General features: G+C 53.7%; 13 protein-coding genes. 5 read left to right on the top strand and 8 right to left on the bottom strand.

Translation table 11 applies throughout. The features are described from left to right. Positions 1–58: 58 nt before the first annotated feature. Positions 59–520 (top strand): COX15/CtaA family protein, encoded by a 462-nt coding sequence (locus VGA14_RS03665; RefSeq protein ID WP_331002390.1) that lies wholly within the window; start codon positions 59–61, stop codon positions 518–520. Here the strand turns inward: VGA14_RS03665 and VGA14_RS03660 are convergent. Further along, complete coding sequence (locus VGA14_RS03660; protein ID WP_331002389.1) at positions 517–657, bottom strand: hypothetical protein; 141 nt, start codon at positions 655–657, stop codon at positions 517–519. The two genes, VGA14_RS03665 and VGA14_RS03660, sit on opposite strands and share 4 nt — an antisense overlap. Positions 658–1013: 356 nt before the next feature. Beyond that, complete coding sequence (locus VGA14_RS03655; RefSeq protein ID WP_331002388.1) at positions 1014–1334, bottom strand: hypothetical protein; 321 nt, start codon at positions 1332–1334, stop codon at positions 1014–1016. Positions 1335–1676: 342 nt separating this feature from the next. Between VGA14_RS03655 and VGA14_RS03650 the strand changes: the two genes are divergently transcribed. Beyond that, entirely contained in the window at positions 1677–3146 is a 1470-nt protein-coding gene (locus tag VGA14_RS03650; RefSeq protein WP_331002387.1) for a DNA-directed DNA polymerase II small subunit, read from the top strand. On the opposite strand, the gene VGA14_RS03645 is transcribed toward VGA14_RS03650, so the two are convergent. Continuing rightward, on the bottom strand, positions 3136–4326 hold the full coding sequence (locus VGA14_RS03645; protein ID WP_331002406.1) for a Cdc6/Cdc18 family protein: 1191 nt from the start codon (positions 4324–4326) through the stop codon (positions 3136–3138). The two genes, VGA14_RS03650 and VGA14_RS03645, sit on opposite strands and share 11 nt — an antisense overlap. A gap of 513 nt (positions 4327–4839) precedes the next feature. Here VGA14_RS03645 and VGA14_RS03640 point away from each other — a divergent pair. Continuing rightward, on the top strand, positions 4840–5286 hold the full coding sequence (locus tag VGA14_RS03640) for a hypothetical protein (protein ID WP_331002386.1): 447 nt from the start codon (positions 4840–4842) through the stop codon (positions 5284–5286). On the opposite strand, the gene VGA14_RS03635 is transcribed toward VGA14_RS03640, so the two are convergent. Continuing rightward, a complete protein-coding gene (locus VGA14_RS03635; RefSeq protein ID WP_331002385.1) occupies positions 5216–5836 on the bottom strand; it encodes a helix-turn-helix domain-containing protein in 621 nt (206 codons plus the stop codon). The two genes, VGA14_RS03640 and VGA14_RS03635, sit on opposite strands and share 71 nt — an antisense overlap. 53 nt (positions 5837–5889) lie before the next feature. Beyond that, positions 5890–6186: a hypothetical protein gene (locus VGA14_RS03630; RefSeq protein WP_331002384.1), complete on the bottom strand. Its 297-nt coding sequence runs from the start codon at positions 6184–6186 to the stop codon at positions 5890–5892. A gap of 157 nt (positions 6187–6343) precedes the next feature. On the opposite strand from VGA14_RS03630, the gene VGA14_RS03625 reads away from it, so the two are divergent. Both VGA14_RS03625 and VGA14_RS03620 read left to right on the top strand, forming a co-directional pair. Then, entirely contained in the window at positions 6344–7096 is a 753-nt protein-coding gene (locus VGA14_RS03625) for a geranylgeranylglyceryl/heptaprenylglyceryl phosphate synthase (protein WP_331002383.1), read from the top strand. Then, positions 7097–10474 carry a DNA polymerase II large subunit gene (locus tag VGA14_RS03620; RefSeq protein WP_331002382.1) on the top strand — a complete coding sequence of 1126 codons (3378 nt, stop codon included), beginning with the start codon at positions 7097–7099 and terminating at the stop codon, positions 10472–10474. It abuts the gene before it with no gap. On the opposite strand, the gene VGA14_RS03615 is transcribed toward VGA14_RS03620, so the two are convergent. The 3 genes from VGA14_RS03615 to hisI form a co-directional block, all read right to left on the bottom strand. Beyond that, positions 10471–11802: a ThiF family adenylyltransferase gene (locus VGA14_RS03615; RefSeq protein ID WP_349257134.1), complete on the bottom strand. Its 1332-nt coding sequence runs from the start codon at positions 11800–11802 to the stop codon at positions 10471–10473. The two genes, VGA14_RS03620 and VGA14_RS03615, sit on opposite strands and share 4 nt — an antisense overlap. A 5-nt stretch (positions 11803–11807) precedes the next feature. Beyond that, positions 11808–13025: a threonine synthase gene (locus tag VGA14_RS03610; RefSeq protein ID WP_331002380.1), complete on the bottom strand. Its 1218-nt coding sequence runs from the start codon at positions 13023–13025 to the stop codon at positions 11808–11810. A 158-nt stretch (positions 13026–13183) separates the two neighbouring features. Beyond that, a complete protein-coding gene (gene hisI / locus VGA14_RS03605) occupies positions 13184–13519 on the bottom strand; it encodes a phosphoribosyl-AMP cyclohydrolase (RefSeq protein ID WP_331002379.1) in 336 nt (111 codons plus the stop codon). Between the last annotated feature and the right edge of the window lie 140 nt (positions 13520–13659).

The following is a 13659-nucleotide window of genomic DNA, read 5'->3' as shown; positions in this document are numbered from 1 at the left end:
AAGTTCTCTGGATCCCCGCTGGCAAGGTTAATAATTGGAACCGGGCAAACGCATTCCGGTGGCGCAAGAGGGATCCGAACCGGAGCTCAAAAAGCCGGTCATAGTCCTTGCCTTTATCTCTATAGGGCTCGTTTATTCAACTATGCTCATCGGTGTTTTCCTGAGCTCGGGTTCCCTCACGAAGAAAGGGATCGCGTGCACTGAGTGGCCCCTCTGCCCCAACGGCTTTGGAGCCCCAGAGGACCACTACCTGATGGAGTATGTGCACAGGGTGGTAGCGGCCGTGACCGCCGCAGTTGTCTACGCGACTGCCGTAGCGGTGCCTTTATGGGCAAGGCGCGCCAAAAAGGCCGCCGTCATCGCGGCCGCAATAGTATCGGCGCAGGTGATCCTCGGCCTCCTGACCGTGCTGACAACGCTTCACCCGCTCGTAGTCGCCACGCACCTTTCAACAGGCATCACGCTGTTTGCGTTCGGACTCCTCGCGTTCTGGTGGGCAGGCATATGGAAAAGGCATTAGCGCCAGTGGACGCGCGAGTTTTCGGTGAACTCCCTGTCGTCATCGGCAATCGCCACCTTCCTGTGGCACTCGTCGCACAGCAGGTATCTTGAATTCTGCGGCAGCTCCTTCTTGCATCTTCCGCAGAACTTTTTCACACCTTTGCTACGTGCCCGCGGAATAAAACCTTGCACACTGGATTCTGTATACTAACAGGTAATGCATCCAGCTTATAGATGAAAAAATTCATCTAAGTTGTCTCTATTCGGTTCCGTACCAGTTAGTTTATAGAACTCTGATTTGCCCTTAGTTTCTACTAGCTCTATCAATTTGAGATGTTTGAAGAGCCTGAATGCAGCACCAAAGGGCATACGATTATTCCTGCAAGCTTCTTGTTCTATATCCTCTATCCATCTCAGTATTAATTTACCATCGGGTTCACACCTAGTAGCCTGCCTAGTAGCGCGCCATATTCTAGAAATATGGGAATTGGCATCGTTAAATGAGCCTAGAATTATCTTATCTCGCTGCCAGCACTTTTCTTTTTTGTTATTACAATCCAAAAGGAGCAATGATCTTTCTTGGTGTAGTAATGATACATGTGTTGATTCGAATACTCCCACTTGCTATGTACCGCGAACCTAAATATGTATTCGTCAAGTGTGTCTTTCAATGGTTGTGAAAGGTCGAGTCTTTTTTCAGGTTCTGGTCCTAGGAACTGGCTTATGGTTTCCCTCTCGTCTAGATTGATGGTAAAGAACTTGCTGTCTACATTTTCGAGCAGCTTTTCCTTTAACAGCTCGTCAAACGCTATGTCCGCATCCGGCTGTTTCATAACGCGGCTGCACATTTTTTAGATTTTTTAATCTTGAACCAGCAACTGTCTTATTCTGCTCAAGAAATTAGTAAGCTTACGAATGCTCCAGAGCGAACACTTCAGAGTCCTACCATTCTTGGCTGAAGAAGAAAGGTTGTTAAATCGCAAAAGAGAAGGACTCGCCTTTAAGTATGAAATAAATCTAGAATCAGAAAGAGCAAGAGGTCTAATCCATTATGCTAAAGCCACTGTACGCGCAAACCTTTATGATCCAAGATTCTTTCCAAACAAGAACTACAAAAGACAGAAAGCGCTCACAGAAATGTAATTAAGGGCCGGCCTTGGAAGGTATGTGGTTTCTTGGTACTGCAAAGTGAGATTAAGAGCGCGCTGTCGTATGCCTCGAGCAAGGGATACCAGATCCACCCCGACGCCTTTGCCATGCTCAAGAGCCTCCAGGGTGACCTGCTGAAGGTCGTCCAAGACGTCATCAAGCAGAAAAAGTCCGGAGGCCCTGTCATTGTTGTCGACGACGTCGAGGGGCTTATGGGTCCTGTAAGCCCGGCGGAAGGGGCGCCGGCGGAACAAAAGGCCGAAATATTGATGGACTCGTCGCCGGCGGTCAACACGGGCGAGGGTGTTGACGGCTATGCCATGCTATTTAAGAGCCGCTTTGAAAAGACTATGCGCATCCTAGCGCAGAGGCCGGACAGCAGGCGGATAACCAAGATATCGGCCGTGAGGCAGAACGCATGGGCAGGCAGCGTCAAGAAAGAGAGCGGTGTTGGCAACGCTGGCACGCAAGTCATCGCCGGGCTTTTGATGTCGAGGCGGCAGAGGAAAAACGGCGTCGAGTTGGAGATTGACGACAACACGGGTAGGATGCAGATAATCGCCGCAACGGAGGAGGCGAGAAAGGCCGCCTCGATGCTTGCGCTAGACCAGGTTGTAATGCTAGAGCTTGAAAACGCGAAGGGCGTGCCGGGGCTCTCGGTCAAGAGTGTTTTTTCGCCAGATATCCCCGACCACTTGCCGAGCAGGAGCAAGTCGGAGTCGTACGCCGTGCTCATATCCGACCTGCACGTCGGCAGTAAGTATTTTATGGAGCAGGAGTTCTTGCGGTTCCTTGACTGGCTGTCATCCGACGACGAGATAGTACGCAAGATCAGCTTCTTGTGCATCTGCGGCGACCTTATCGATGGGATTGGTATATTCCCCAACCAGGACAAGGAGCTCTTGATGACCGACGCGGCGAGCCAGATGAGTCATGCGACCAAAATGCTCTCGAAAATACCAAAGCGCATAAAAACGTTCATAATTCCTGGCAACCACGACCCGGGCCGGCGCGCTCTCCCGCAGCCCAGCTTCCCACAGGCCACGTCAGGCGCGCTATATAGCCTTGAAAACTGCACGGTTCTTGGCAACCCAGCTTATGTCAGCCTAAACGGCGTCAAGGTCCTAATGTTCCACGGGCAGAGCTTGGATGACGTCATAGCGACGACACCCGGCCTCAGCTACCAAAGGCCGGCCGAGGCGATGAAAGTGCTGCTGAAGGCACGTCACCTCTCGCCCACCTACGGCGGGCGGACGCCTATTGCGCCCGAGGCCGAGGACATGATGGTGATGACGGAAGTCCCGGACATCCTGCATTCCGGACACGCGCATGTGACTGATGTTGACGGATACCGCGGAACACTCGTCGTGAATTCAGGGGCATGGCAGGCGCAGACAAAGTTCCAGCAGACGATAGGAATAACGCCGTCGCCAGGCATCGCAATAGTCGTCAACTTGGCGACCATGCAGCCGTTCAAGAAGGATTTCAATCAATAAATTCTGAAAGGAGTGAGTCGTCCTTCAGCGCGTCCCTGATTGTTGCGAGTGGAACCGTCAACTTGATCTTTTGGGAGCGGCCGTACCGACCTTGGTTGACAATGTCCGTCGAAATGAGCCCGAGCTGATCCATCATGCTGATTATCTGCGTCATACGGCGCTGTGTGAGGGGGTCGTGGTCTGCTTGCTTACACAATGCTGAATAGATTTCATAGACTTCGCCTGTATTGCCGTTCTTTGATTTGGTTATCGCGATTATGACCAGCTTTTCGTGCAGTGTGGCGTTGCGTATCACTTCAAAGTTTGTGTCTTTCTCTATCTTTTCCTGCGCGGCCCGCACGTGCTTTTCCTCCACTTTGCCTGTATGGGCGCGCTCGGCAAGTTCTGCTGCCACGCGCAGAAGGTCGATTGCCTTTCTTGCGTCGCCGTGCTCCCTGCCGGCTATAGCCGCGCACAGGTTGATTGCAGCGTCAGTTATTGCCCCTTCGTTGAATGCTAGCTTGGCCCGCTCCAACAGAATCTGCCTCAGTTGGTCAACCTTATAGGGATTGAACACCATCTCTTCTTCGGACAGGCTGCTCCTGACACGGGGATCCAGTTTGTCTTTGAATGTAAGACTGTTTGATATTCCGATGAGGGTGATGAAGCCGCCCTTGGCCATGCGGTCGTTTGCCCTCGTAAAGGAATAGAGAACGTCGTCGCCATTCCTGTCAACCAGCGAGTCGATCTCATCTATTACCAGGATGATGTGCATCTTCTTTTTTTGTATGAACTGCAGTATCCTGCCAGTGGCCTCGCCCATTGAAAGCCCGGTAAAGTGCACTTTTTTTTCTTCCCTGTTAATGCCGATGTACTCGGCGATTTCGTACAAGACCTTGTAGGCGCTGTTTGCCAGTTTTGCGTTTATGACTGGCACTGTAATTTCGATGTCAAGCTTGGCTGCTTTTTTCGTCAGCCTGTCAAGGACCGATTTCACTACCGCGGTTTTTCCTGTTCCCGGCTTGCCAAACAATAAGAGATTTGAAGGCCGCCCTAGCTCTTTCTTCAGAACCGTTGATAGCGTTTCTGCAAGCCCCCTAGCTTCTTCGTCTCTGAACAGAAGCCTGTCCGGGACGTAGTCGATGGTAAGAGTCTGCCTATCCTTGACAAACGACTTAGCAGTTGCCGCGCTGTCAAAAATGTTGTCAATGTCGCTCGTCCGCCCCCACCCCTACCTTTCCTTTCCAGATGTCTTGTTTCTTAAGGTTGCCTTAACAGCATGTTAACACGACGTTTTTAAACCGATGAATCAACCTTAGCTATGAAACGTATCAGCTGATACTAGCTTCATGTATAATATGATGAGACGCGTTTTGGACAGGAAAGGTAGGGGTGGCTGTCTGCGCAAAAACATGATTGATAACACCAGCTCAATGGTGCTACTGTTAGTGGTGAAAATGACGCAAAAACGACCCCATTATTTCCACTGCAATGTTAAGGTGGCGTTTAACAGTGTTAACGGGTACAGCAGACCCCTTCATTTCCACTGGAACCCGAACAGCCCACTTTTCTATGACAGAAGCCCTTAACCGGATAGGATTGTTAACGAAAATGACATGCGTCTCATGTACAGCTAACAATAGCTAAGCTAATTGTTATCGTGTTTGGCACAAGCTCTGTTAAGTGTTAAGGTGTAGCTGGTGAACTACTTTCGATGCCTGGGAGGAAAAAATTCCGCATAGAGCTGGAAGACGCCGAGGGGAGCAAGTATAACCTCTCACTAGAGGGCAACATCTCCAATGACAAGATAGTCAAAATAATGGAGTTCATGGATCTCCTCAACATTGAAGGCGATGGCCACCGTGAGACCCAAACAGCGCGCCCTGCGTCAGTTGGCGACAGGATATGGGCGCTTGTCAACACTAAGTTCCCGTATGGAAGTTTCACCTCATCTGACATCTTAGAACTGTATGAGGACTCGTACAACGAACCGATAAAGCTGAGCATAATCTCGACCTACCTTTCTAGGTACACCGAGCGGGGTAGGCTTGCAAGAACCCGCCAAGGAAAAGTGTGGGTCTACAAGAGCGCTAGGCAGTCCGCTGCGGCCCTAGTTCCTGCACAGGTCTCTCCTTCAACCTCGCTCGACCCACTTCAGTGACGGCGTAGCGGAATGGCTTCATGTTCACGTCTCTGCTGACAAGACCGACGTCGTGCAGCTTTTTCATAAGCCGAGCCGTGTGCTCCCTGGTTCTGCCGACCGCGTGCTGGACCTCACGTGAAGTGCGTGGCCTTTCCAACAACAATTTCAGGATGTAGTCAGTCGTGCCGTTCTGCGCCTCAAAAGTTTCTGCGACCTGCGCGTGCTGCGTGACTGCTACAGGCTCACTCACGGGCTGCGCGTGAGGCTGGGCCGGCTGTGACGGCATCACGGCGACGTGAGGCTGTGCGAGGGCCTGCATCTTCATGTCGACGACATCAAGCCTTGCTCGCATCTCTGTAATAACACGGTCGTAATCCTTCAACCTGCGCGTGTATTCCATTACTACGGCCTCAACTACTGCATCATCCGCGCGGTAACCACGTATTGCGCCGCGGCGCAGGTGGTAGGCCGACATCGCTGTGACAAGACCTACACCAAACGCCAGCACACCGTATATCACGTAGTCAAGGTCGATTGTGATGCCTACATAGGGTATCTCTATGATCATGTCACACCTTTGCGACGGGAAACAGTGATTTAATGTTACAGAACAAACTTTGTTTACAACTTGGACATACTTTTTACAAGCGTGTTCATCACGGAAATCACATCCATTAGGCGCGCACCGTCAATGACATCGCTGGTCTCTGAACTCAATATCACGCCCAATTCATTAGCAAGCCGGCCCAGCGCGCTCAGCGCTTCTGGCTGCAGGATCCCCGTCGATTGCAAAAGCAACACGCTGTAAATGACGCCAGCGATCTTGTCCCGGCACTGCTTTACCTGCCTGTAATACGCTCCGGAACTGATGTTATGCGCCCGGCCCAGCCCTTGCAGCCGCTTGGAAATTATTGACAACTGGCGTGGAGTAAATAAAGAATTTGCAACGAGCTGCCCCAAAATGGCGTTAGATTTCGTATCCGACCCGGCCATGATAGCTATACAAATCTGTATAGTGCGCCGTAATTAAACCTTGCATACACTTTAAAATGTCCGAGCTCTCTGACAATGAGGCGTGCTTCTAGGAAAGGTAGAGCAGCAGCTCAAAAGCGAGATTGAAAGGCACGGCACCATATGCCTTCCGCTAATCGACTCTGAAAACTCCGATGGCGCTTCCTCCATTGCGAAGAAGGTGGAGGAGGCAGGCGCGTCGGGCGTCCTGGTCGGCGGCTCATCTGCCATTGACCAGCTGGAACTCGCAAACGTGATCTCGGAAATCAAAAAAAATGTCACGATACCCGTGATATTGTTCCCCGGGAACGTCACAGGCGTGTCACCGAAGGCCGACGCGATACTGTTCAGCTCGCTCCTCAACTCAGAAGACCCCTATTTCATCACCGGAGCCCAAGCGCTTGGCGCGCTTGCGGTCAAAAAACACAACATAGAGCCACTACCGACAGCCTACATCATAGTGGGCGAGGGAACAGCCGCGTGGTTCGTTGGCAGGGCTAGGGCCATACCATTCAACAAACCAAACCTTGCCGTGATGTATTCTTTGGCGGCCCAGTACATGGGCATGAGATTTGTCTACCTCGAGGCTGGCTCGGGCGCGTTGCAGAACGTGCAGCCCGAGATGGTCGCCGTGGTGAGAAAATACTACGAAGGCACGCTTATCGTCGGGGGCGGAATAAGGAGCCCCGAAACGGCGGGCCAGATCGCAAAAGCCGGGGCGGATGCCATAGTCGTCGGCACGATGATAGAGAAAGACGGTGAGTGGCAGCAAAAGTTATCTGCCATGATAAAGGCAATGCGGCAGGCCCGGAAGTAAATGCTTGCAGAGGGACAGGCGCGCCTTAGGAACATCAACATGCCGGCATATTATCGCCGGTACCACCACGACATTTTAGAAAACCTTCAGAAAAACTACGAACACGCGCTCGTCGCCCGGCGCAAAGGCATTGATGTCGCAGGAGTCGTCGAGCCAAAAATCGCATTCGACCTGTCAGACAGGGTCGCCAAGATGCACAACATCGACATCACAGACAGGCTGCGCGCGCTCCTTGACCAGACAACGAAGGAAAAGGCCGCGCTGAAAATAGCAGAGGAGATAGCAAGGGGCGAGTACGGCTCTGGTGACTTGAAAGCGCGCCTCGACAGCGCGGTGCGCGTCTCGCTTGCGGTGGTGACGGAAGGCGTCACGGTCGCGCCGCTGCAAGGGATATCCGACGTCACGATAAAGAACAACGCCGATGGCTCTCAGTATCTTTCGGTCTCATTTGCCGGGCCGATAAGGTCCGCGGGCGGAACAGAGGCGGCCCTCACGATGCTCATTGCAGATCACGCCAGAAAGGTGGCCGGCCTTGCATCCTACACAGCAAACTCGTTTGACGACGAGACCGGTAGGTTCGTTGAAGAGTTGCGCATCTACGAGAGGGAGGTCATGGGCTTCCAGTTCAAGGTACTCGACGAGGATGTTGTTAGGTGCATATCGAGCCTGCCGGTGGAACTCGACGGCGTGGACACCGATCCCGTTGATGTAGTGGGCCACAAGGGCATGCGGAGGATCGCGACGGACAGGGTGCGTGGTGGCGCGCTCAGGGTCATGAACGATGGGTTGATAGGCAGGAGCAGGAAATTGTTGAAACTTGTTGATACTCTAAAGTTGGACGGGTGGCAGTGGCTCAAGGAGCTGAAGGGCGCTATTCAGACCGGCGACGACGACGCGGCACACCACAGGATGTCCGAAGTCATCACCGGCCGGCCCGTGCTGTCAATGCTGAAAAAGGCCGGCGGATTTCGCCTGCGCTATGGCCGGTCGTGCAACACCGGCTTTGCGACTGTCGGGATACACCCGGCAGTGCCGGCCCTTCTCAACTATGCAATTGTGGCCGGCACACAGATCAAGATGGACATACCCGGCAAGGCGTCGACGATAGCGCTCGTTGACACCGTCGAGCCTCCGATCGTAAAACTGGACGACGGTAGCGTGCTTGCCGTGACTGCGGTCGAACAGGCAGAAAGGCTCAGGACTAAGGTCAGCAGGATCCTGTACCTGGGCGACATTCTAATCAGCTACGGCGATTTTCTGGAAAACAACGCGCAGCTGCCTCCTGCAAGCTACGTTGAAGAAATATGGGCACTCCAGCTGAAACAAAAGCTTGCGTCCGACGCCGACGTGGACCGCGGCAGGCTGGTGCAGCTGGCAGACAACCCGGCGACTACCATTCCAACCGTCGGCGAGGCGTTTGAGATAAGCAGGAATCTCAGCATCCCGCTGCACCCACACTATTCATTTTATTTCGACATCGTCACGCCGCATGAACTGCTACTGCTTAAGGAGCGCATGAAGGACGGCGCAATGCCAAACGAGCCGGCGGTAAAAGAGATCCTGGAAAAGCTGGGCGCAAGCCACTCTATCTCCGGGGACAGCATCATGCTCGACAGAGACCATGCATCATCGCTGTCGATTCTTTTGCAGGGCCAGGCGGCGGAAGCAGAAAACGCGATAGCACTCGTCGCAAAAATGTCAGGCATAACCGTCATGCCCAAGTTTGCTTCGTCGGTGGCAGTCAGGGTGGGCCGGCCGGAAAAAGCAGCCGAGCGCAAGATGAAGCCTCCCGTGCACGTGCTGTTTCCGATAGGAAACAAGGGCGGCGCCACGCGGGACATCATCAAGGCCGCGGCCGAAGGCTCGCTCTACACCGAAATTGCAAACCGCCGCTGCGACGCGTGCAACCTGCCATCGCTTGGGACCCACTGCCGCTCCTGCGGCGCGCCCACGATGCTACGCAACCTGTGCCCGGTGTGCAGAGGCGAGGTGGAAGAAGACGCGAGGTGCCTGCGCTGCGGCAAGGAGGGCAAGACGTACAGCTCGGCCAACTTTCCGCTCAAAGAGGCCATCAACGCGGCGCAGATAAAAGTGGGGACAAAGGCGCAACAGCCGCTGAAGGGTGTCAAGTCGCTGATGAGCAAGCACAGGGCGGCAGAGCCTTTGGAAAAAGGCATATTGCGGCAAAAGCATGCGCTGTACGCGTTTAAGGATGGAACCATACGCTTTGACGCGACCAACCAGCCGCTGACGCACTTTAAGCCGGCGTGGATAGGTGCAAGCGTCGACAAGTTGAAGGAACTGGGCTACACGCGGGACTACCAGGGCCGCGAGCTTGCCTCGCCCGACCAGCTTGTTGAACTGATGATGCAGGACGTCGTCATCCCCCGCAATTCTGCAAAGCACCTTGTTAACACGGCGAAATTCATCGACGACGAGCTGGAGAAGCTGTACGAGTGCGAGCCGTTCTACAACGTGGACAACATAGGCGATCTGGTGGGCCACATGGTCTTGGGCCTTGCGCCGCACACGTCGGTGGGCATCATGGGCAGGATCATCGGTTTTACTGATTCGCAGGTGTGCCTCGCGTCCCCGATATGGCACTCAGCCAAGCGACGCGACTGCGACGGCGACGCCGACTCTGTGATGCTACTCATGGACGCGTTCTTGAACTTCTCGTTTGACTTTTTGCCCGACAAGATCGGCGGGCTTATGGACGCGCCGCTTTTGATACAGCCCGTAGTTCTGCCATACGAGGTGCAGCGCCAAGCGCATAACGTCGACATCGCGAGTTCCTATCCGCTAGAGTTCTACGAGGCGACGTGGAAGCAGGCTAAGGCCGCCGAGGTTGCAGGCATGATAGAGACAGTCAAGAACCGCATAGGGCAGGAATCACAGTTTTTTGGATACAACTTTACGCACACGACAGGCGGGCTCACGACCAAGGAGCAGAGGAGCGCTTACTCGACGCTGAACACGATGGATGAGAAGCTGAAAATGCAGTTTGACACGGCGAGACTGATAAGCGCGGTTGACGTCGACGAGGTTGCAGCCATGGTGCTCACGACGCACATTTTGCCGGACATTATGGGCAACATGAGGTCCTACTCGTCGCAGACGTTCCGGTGCACAAACTGCGGCGAAAAGTTCCGGCGCATGCCACTTGTGGGCAAATGCATGGAATGCGGCAACGGATTGACGCAGACTGTGACCAGGGGAGCGGTTGAGAAATACCTTAGCATAGCGACGGCCTTTTGCCAGGAATACAAGATCAGTGATTATTTGAAAAGCAGAGTGGACTCGCTTGCGACCGAATTGAAATTAATATTCAAGGAAGAAAAGAAGATGCAGTCGAGCCTGACCGAGTTCATGGGCTAGGCGTTACTCACGAACCTGTTGTAGATCTCGATCGCGTCTTCCTCATCCTTGGCGCCGACGATGGTCGCGGCGCCGCTTGAGAGAAAGCTGACCGACATCCTGCCCGGGTTCGTCGCAGTGACGCCAAGCGTCCCGCGCGTCCTCACCTGGTAGCCGAGAGTCTCGGCCCTCTTGCTTATGCCGGTGAGGTTAACCGGCACGGGGTTTGCCGGCGTTATCGTCCACGTCCTTTTCCCGCGGTCCCTGCCGCACAGCTCCTCGATTATCAGCTCCTGCGCCGTCACCTGCTGGCCATTTATCGTCCTTGCGGTTCCACACGTGGGGCACTCATCCTGCCTCGCAATCTGGACCTTTTCAAACGACAGCTCATTGAGGTCGATGTACATCAGCTTGTTGACAAGCGACGCTTGCTGACCAGTGATTATCTTGACTGCCTCTGACACCTGTATGCCGCCGACGAGGTACAATATTGACGGGTGTACGCCCTCGGTGCTGCACGCCGGCATCTCTTCCTCGTTGAGCGCCGGGAACAGGCAGCGCAGGCACGCGGTCTTGTTCGGGATTATCGTCGTGACGGAGCCTAGCATCCCTAGCGCTCCGGCGTAGATCAATGGAATGTTATGCTTGATGCACGCGTCGTTTAATGCGTACCTTGCATCGACGCTGTCAAGAGCATCTACAACAATGTCAAACCCCTCGACTATGTTTTCTGCAGTGTACTTTGTCACAGAAGTTGGCACAGGCTCTATTTCGACTCCGGCGTTCAGCTTGCGCAGCCGCTCTGCCGCCACTTCAACCTTGACCTTGCCGATGTCTTCGTCGGTGTACAAATGCTGCCTGTGCAAGTTGGTGACTTCGATCACGTCCCTGTCGACAATGCGTACCTTGCCGACGCCCATCGCTACCAATTGAGTCACGACGGGGTTGCCTATGCCGCCTGCTCCGACGACGCACACCTTTGCAGCCCTCAGCTTTTCCATGCCCTCAAAGCCTATTTCCTCAAGCATCACCTGCCTCGAGTAGCGCTGCAGCTCATCGCTTGTGAGCTCGGCTCCACCGGCCACCGCCGGCAGTATGTAGACCACGTCGCCGTCCTTGAGCGCAGTCGTTATGCCGCCGGAAAAGCGCATGTTCTTGCCGTTGACGTAGATGTTGATTAGCGAGCGGGGGTTACCGTTGTGGTCAAACACTCTACGCTTAAAGTCATCGCCCATCTGCTCCGACACCTTGTTGAACGCTTCCTGCAGGTCGGAGGCCTCCAACGGGAGCTTTTTCTCTCCTTGGCCCTTGTTCAATACTGAAGGTACAGTGAATTCCACTTTTGCCATCATGATCACTTTATCATTGCCGACACTACAGCCGGGTCCGGCTTGACAACAGTGAGTTTCGGCAGCAGGCCTATAATCGCTTCTGTAGCTTTCAGCCCGTTGCCTGTCACGTAGCAGACGACTCTCTCGTCCTTCTCTATCTTACCCTCGTCGATGAGCTTTTTCATCACGCTGATAGAGACGCCGCCGGCCGGTTCAGTGAATATACCTTCTGTCCGCGAAAGGAGCAGGATGCCGTCCGTTATTTCTCCGTCATTCACCTCTTCGGCGATGCCGCCGTACTGCTTCAAGCGTTTGAGCACATAAAGCCCGTCGCCGGGGTCGCCTATTGCGAGGCTTTTTGCTATTGTCTCCGGGTGCTCCACCGGGATGACTTCGTCGGAGCCTTTCTTGAACGCGTTGACGATGGGCGCGCACCCATGCGGCTGCGCCGCGACTATTTTCAGGTTCTTGATGCTGTCCACCAGACCCAGCTGATGCAGCTCTTCAAAGCCCTTGCAGATGGCGTTGAGCATTGCGCCCGAGCCTACAGGGATTATCAGCCTGTCAGGAACCTGCCATTCCAATTGCTCGGCGACTTCGTACGCAAGCGTCTTTGACCCTTCCACGTAGTAGGGCCTCATGTTGATGTTGACTATGCCGTAGCCCTTTGAATCTCCAATGATCGAAGCAATCCTGTTGGCGTCGTCGTACGTGCCTTCGACTGCGACGAACTCTGCTCCATAAGAGAGAGCCTGCGCGATCTTGGCGTGCTCGATGTCAGAGGGGGCAAAGATGTAACATGGCAATCCGGCCTTGGCCGCGTGCGCGGCTGTCGCGGAAGCCAGATTGCCTGTAGACGCGCAGCCTACAGCTTTCAATCCGGTTTCTTTTGCCCTTGACACCGCGACACCGGCAGGCCTGTCCTTAAACGAAAAAGTGGGATTTACGGAATCATTCTTGATGTAGACATTCTTTAAGCCGAGGCGCTCGCCAAGCTTGTCAGCGTACTGCAGGGGCGTTAGCCCCGCATGGAGATTGACGATGTTGCTCTTGTCCTTTATGGGCAGGAGCTCGAAATAGCGCCAGTATGTCTTTTCCCTTGTTTCAAAAGTGTGCCTGTTCACCTTTTGCTCAGCGTAGGTAACGTCGAGGGGGCCAAAGCATTCCTCACACACATAGCGGAACTGCGGCTCGTACTCTTTGCCGCACTCCCGGCACTTCAGCGACCTGATGTTTCCCATGATCTACGCACTCTCTCTGAAAGTTTATTATTAGAACTTCACTGCGCACATTTTAGTATTGCTTAACTTTTTCGTCATTACATGTTGCGCTGCTTAACAGCTAGTTTTGGGCAAATTTCTGTTTTCCTGCCCAAAAAAGCTCTAGAAATTATATGATATCACGGTTTTTCCACCACATAGTGGAAACATGTCCGCTCGCCGGTGTGGCACATAGGCTTGTCCGAGTCGACGATGTACAGCAGCGCATCAGAGTCGCAATCGACAAGTATCTCGTGGACCGGCTGGACGTTGCCCGACTCTTCTCCCTTCATCCAGAGCTTGTTCTTCGACGTGCTCCAGAACCAGGCGTTGCTGGTTTCAATCGTCTTTGCAAGGGCTTCCTTGTTTGCGTAAACGACTGTGAGCACGTCCTTGGTCTTTTTGTCCTGTACGACCACCGGTATGACTCCACCGCGCTTGGCAAAGTCTATGTCGTCTGCCGACTTGACGTTCATGCGCTCTTTTGGGATAAAGGCGGAAATAAACTATTGTTTTGAAATCTTTAGGTGCGTGTTGTTCCTATTACATCCATGCTCGAGACAGTGCTTGCACGGATTCCCTGCGAGCAGTCGGCCTGCAACGGCATCGACGTAGC

It is taken from the genome of Nitrososphaera sp. (assembly GCF_036397675.1).
Taxonomy (GTDB): Archaea; Thermoproteota; Nitrososphaeria; order Nitrososphaerales; family Nitrososphaeraceae; genus Nitrososphaera.
This window is presented reverse-complemented; position numbering and strand designations above follow the sequence as displayed.

Bases quoted from the DNA above. Each gene is read 5' to 3' on its own strand.
- VGA14_RS03615 (WP_349257134.1), bottom strand. From the start codon at position 11,802: ATGGCAAAAGTGGAATTCACTGTACCTTCAGTATTGAACAAGGGCCAA.
- hisI (WP_331002379.1), bottom strand. From the start codon at position 13,519: ATGAACGTCAAGTCGGCAGACGACATAGACTTTGCCAAGCGCGGTGGA.
- VGA14_RS03640 (WP_331002386.1), top strand. From the start codon at position 4,840: ATGCCTGGGAGGAAAAAATTCCGCATAGAGCTGGAAGACGCCGAGGGG.
- VGA14_RS03635 (WP_331002385.1), bottom strand. From the start codon at position 5,836: ATGATCATAGAGATACCCTATGTAGGCATCACAATCGACCTTGACTAC.
- VGA14_RS03610 (WP_331002380.1), bottom strand. From the start codon at position 13,025: ATGGGAAACATCAGGTCGCTGAAGTGCCGGGAGTGCGGCAAAGAGTAC.
- VGA14_RS03655 (WP_331002388.1), bottom strand. From the start codon at position 1,334: ATGAAACAGCCGGATGCGGACATAGCGTTTGACGAGCTGTTAAAGGAA.
- VGA14_RS03620 (WP_331002382.1), top strand. From the start codon at position 7,097: ATGCTTGCAGAGGGACAGGCGCGCCTTAGGAACATCAACATGCCGGCA.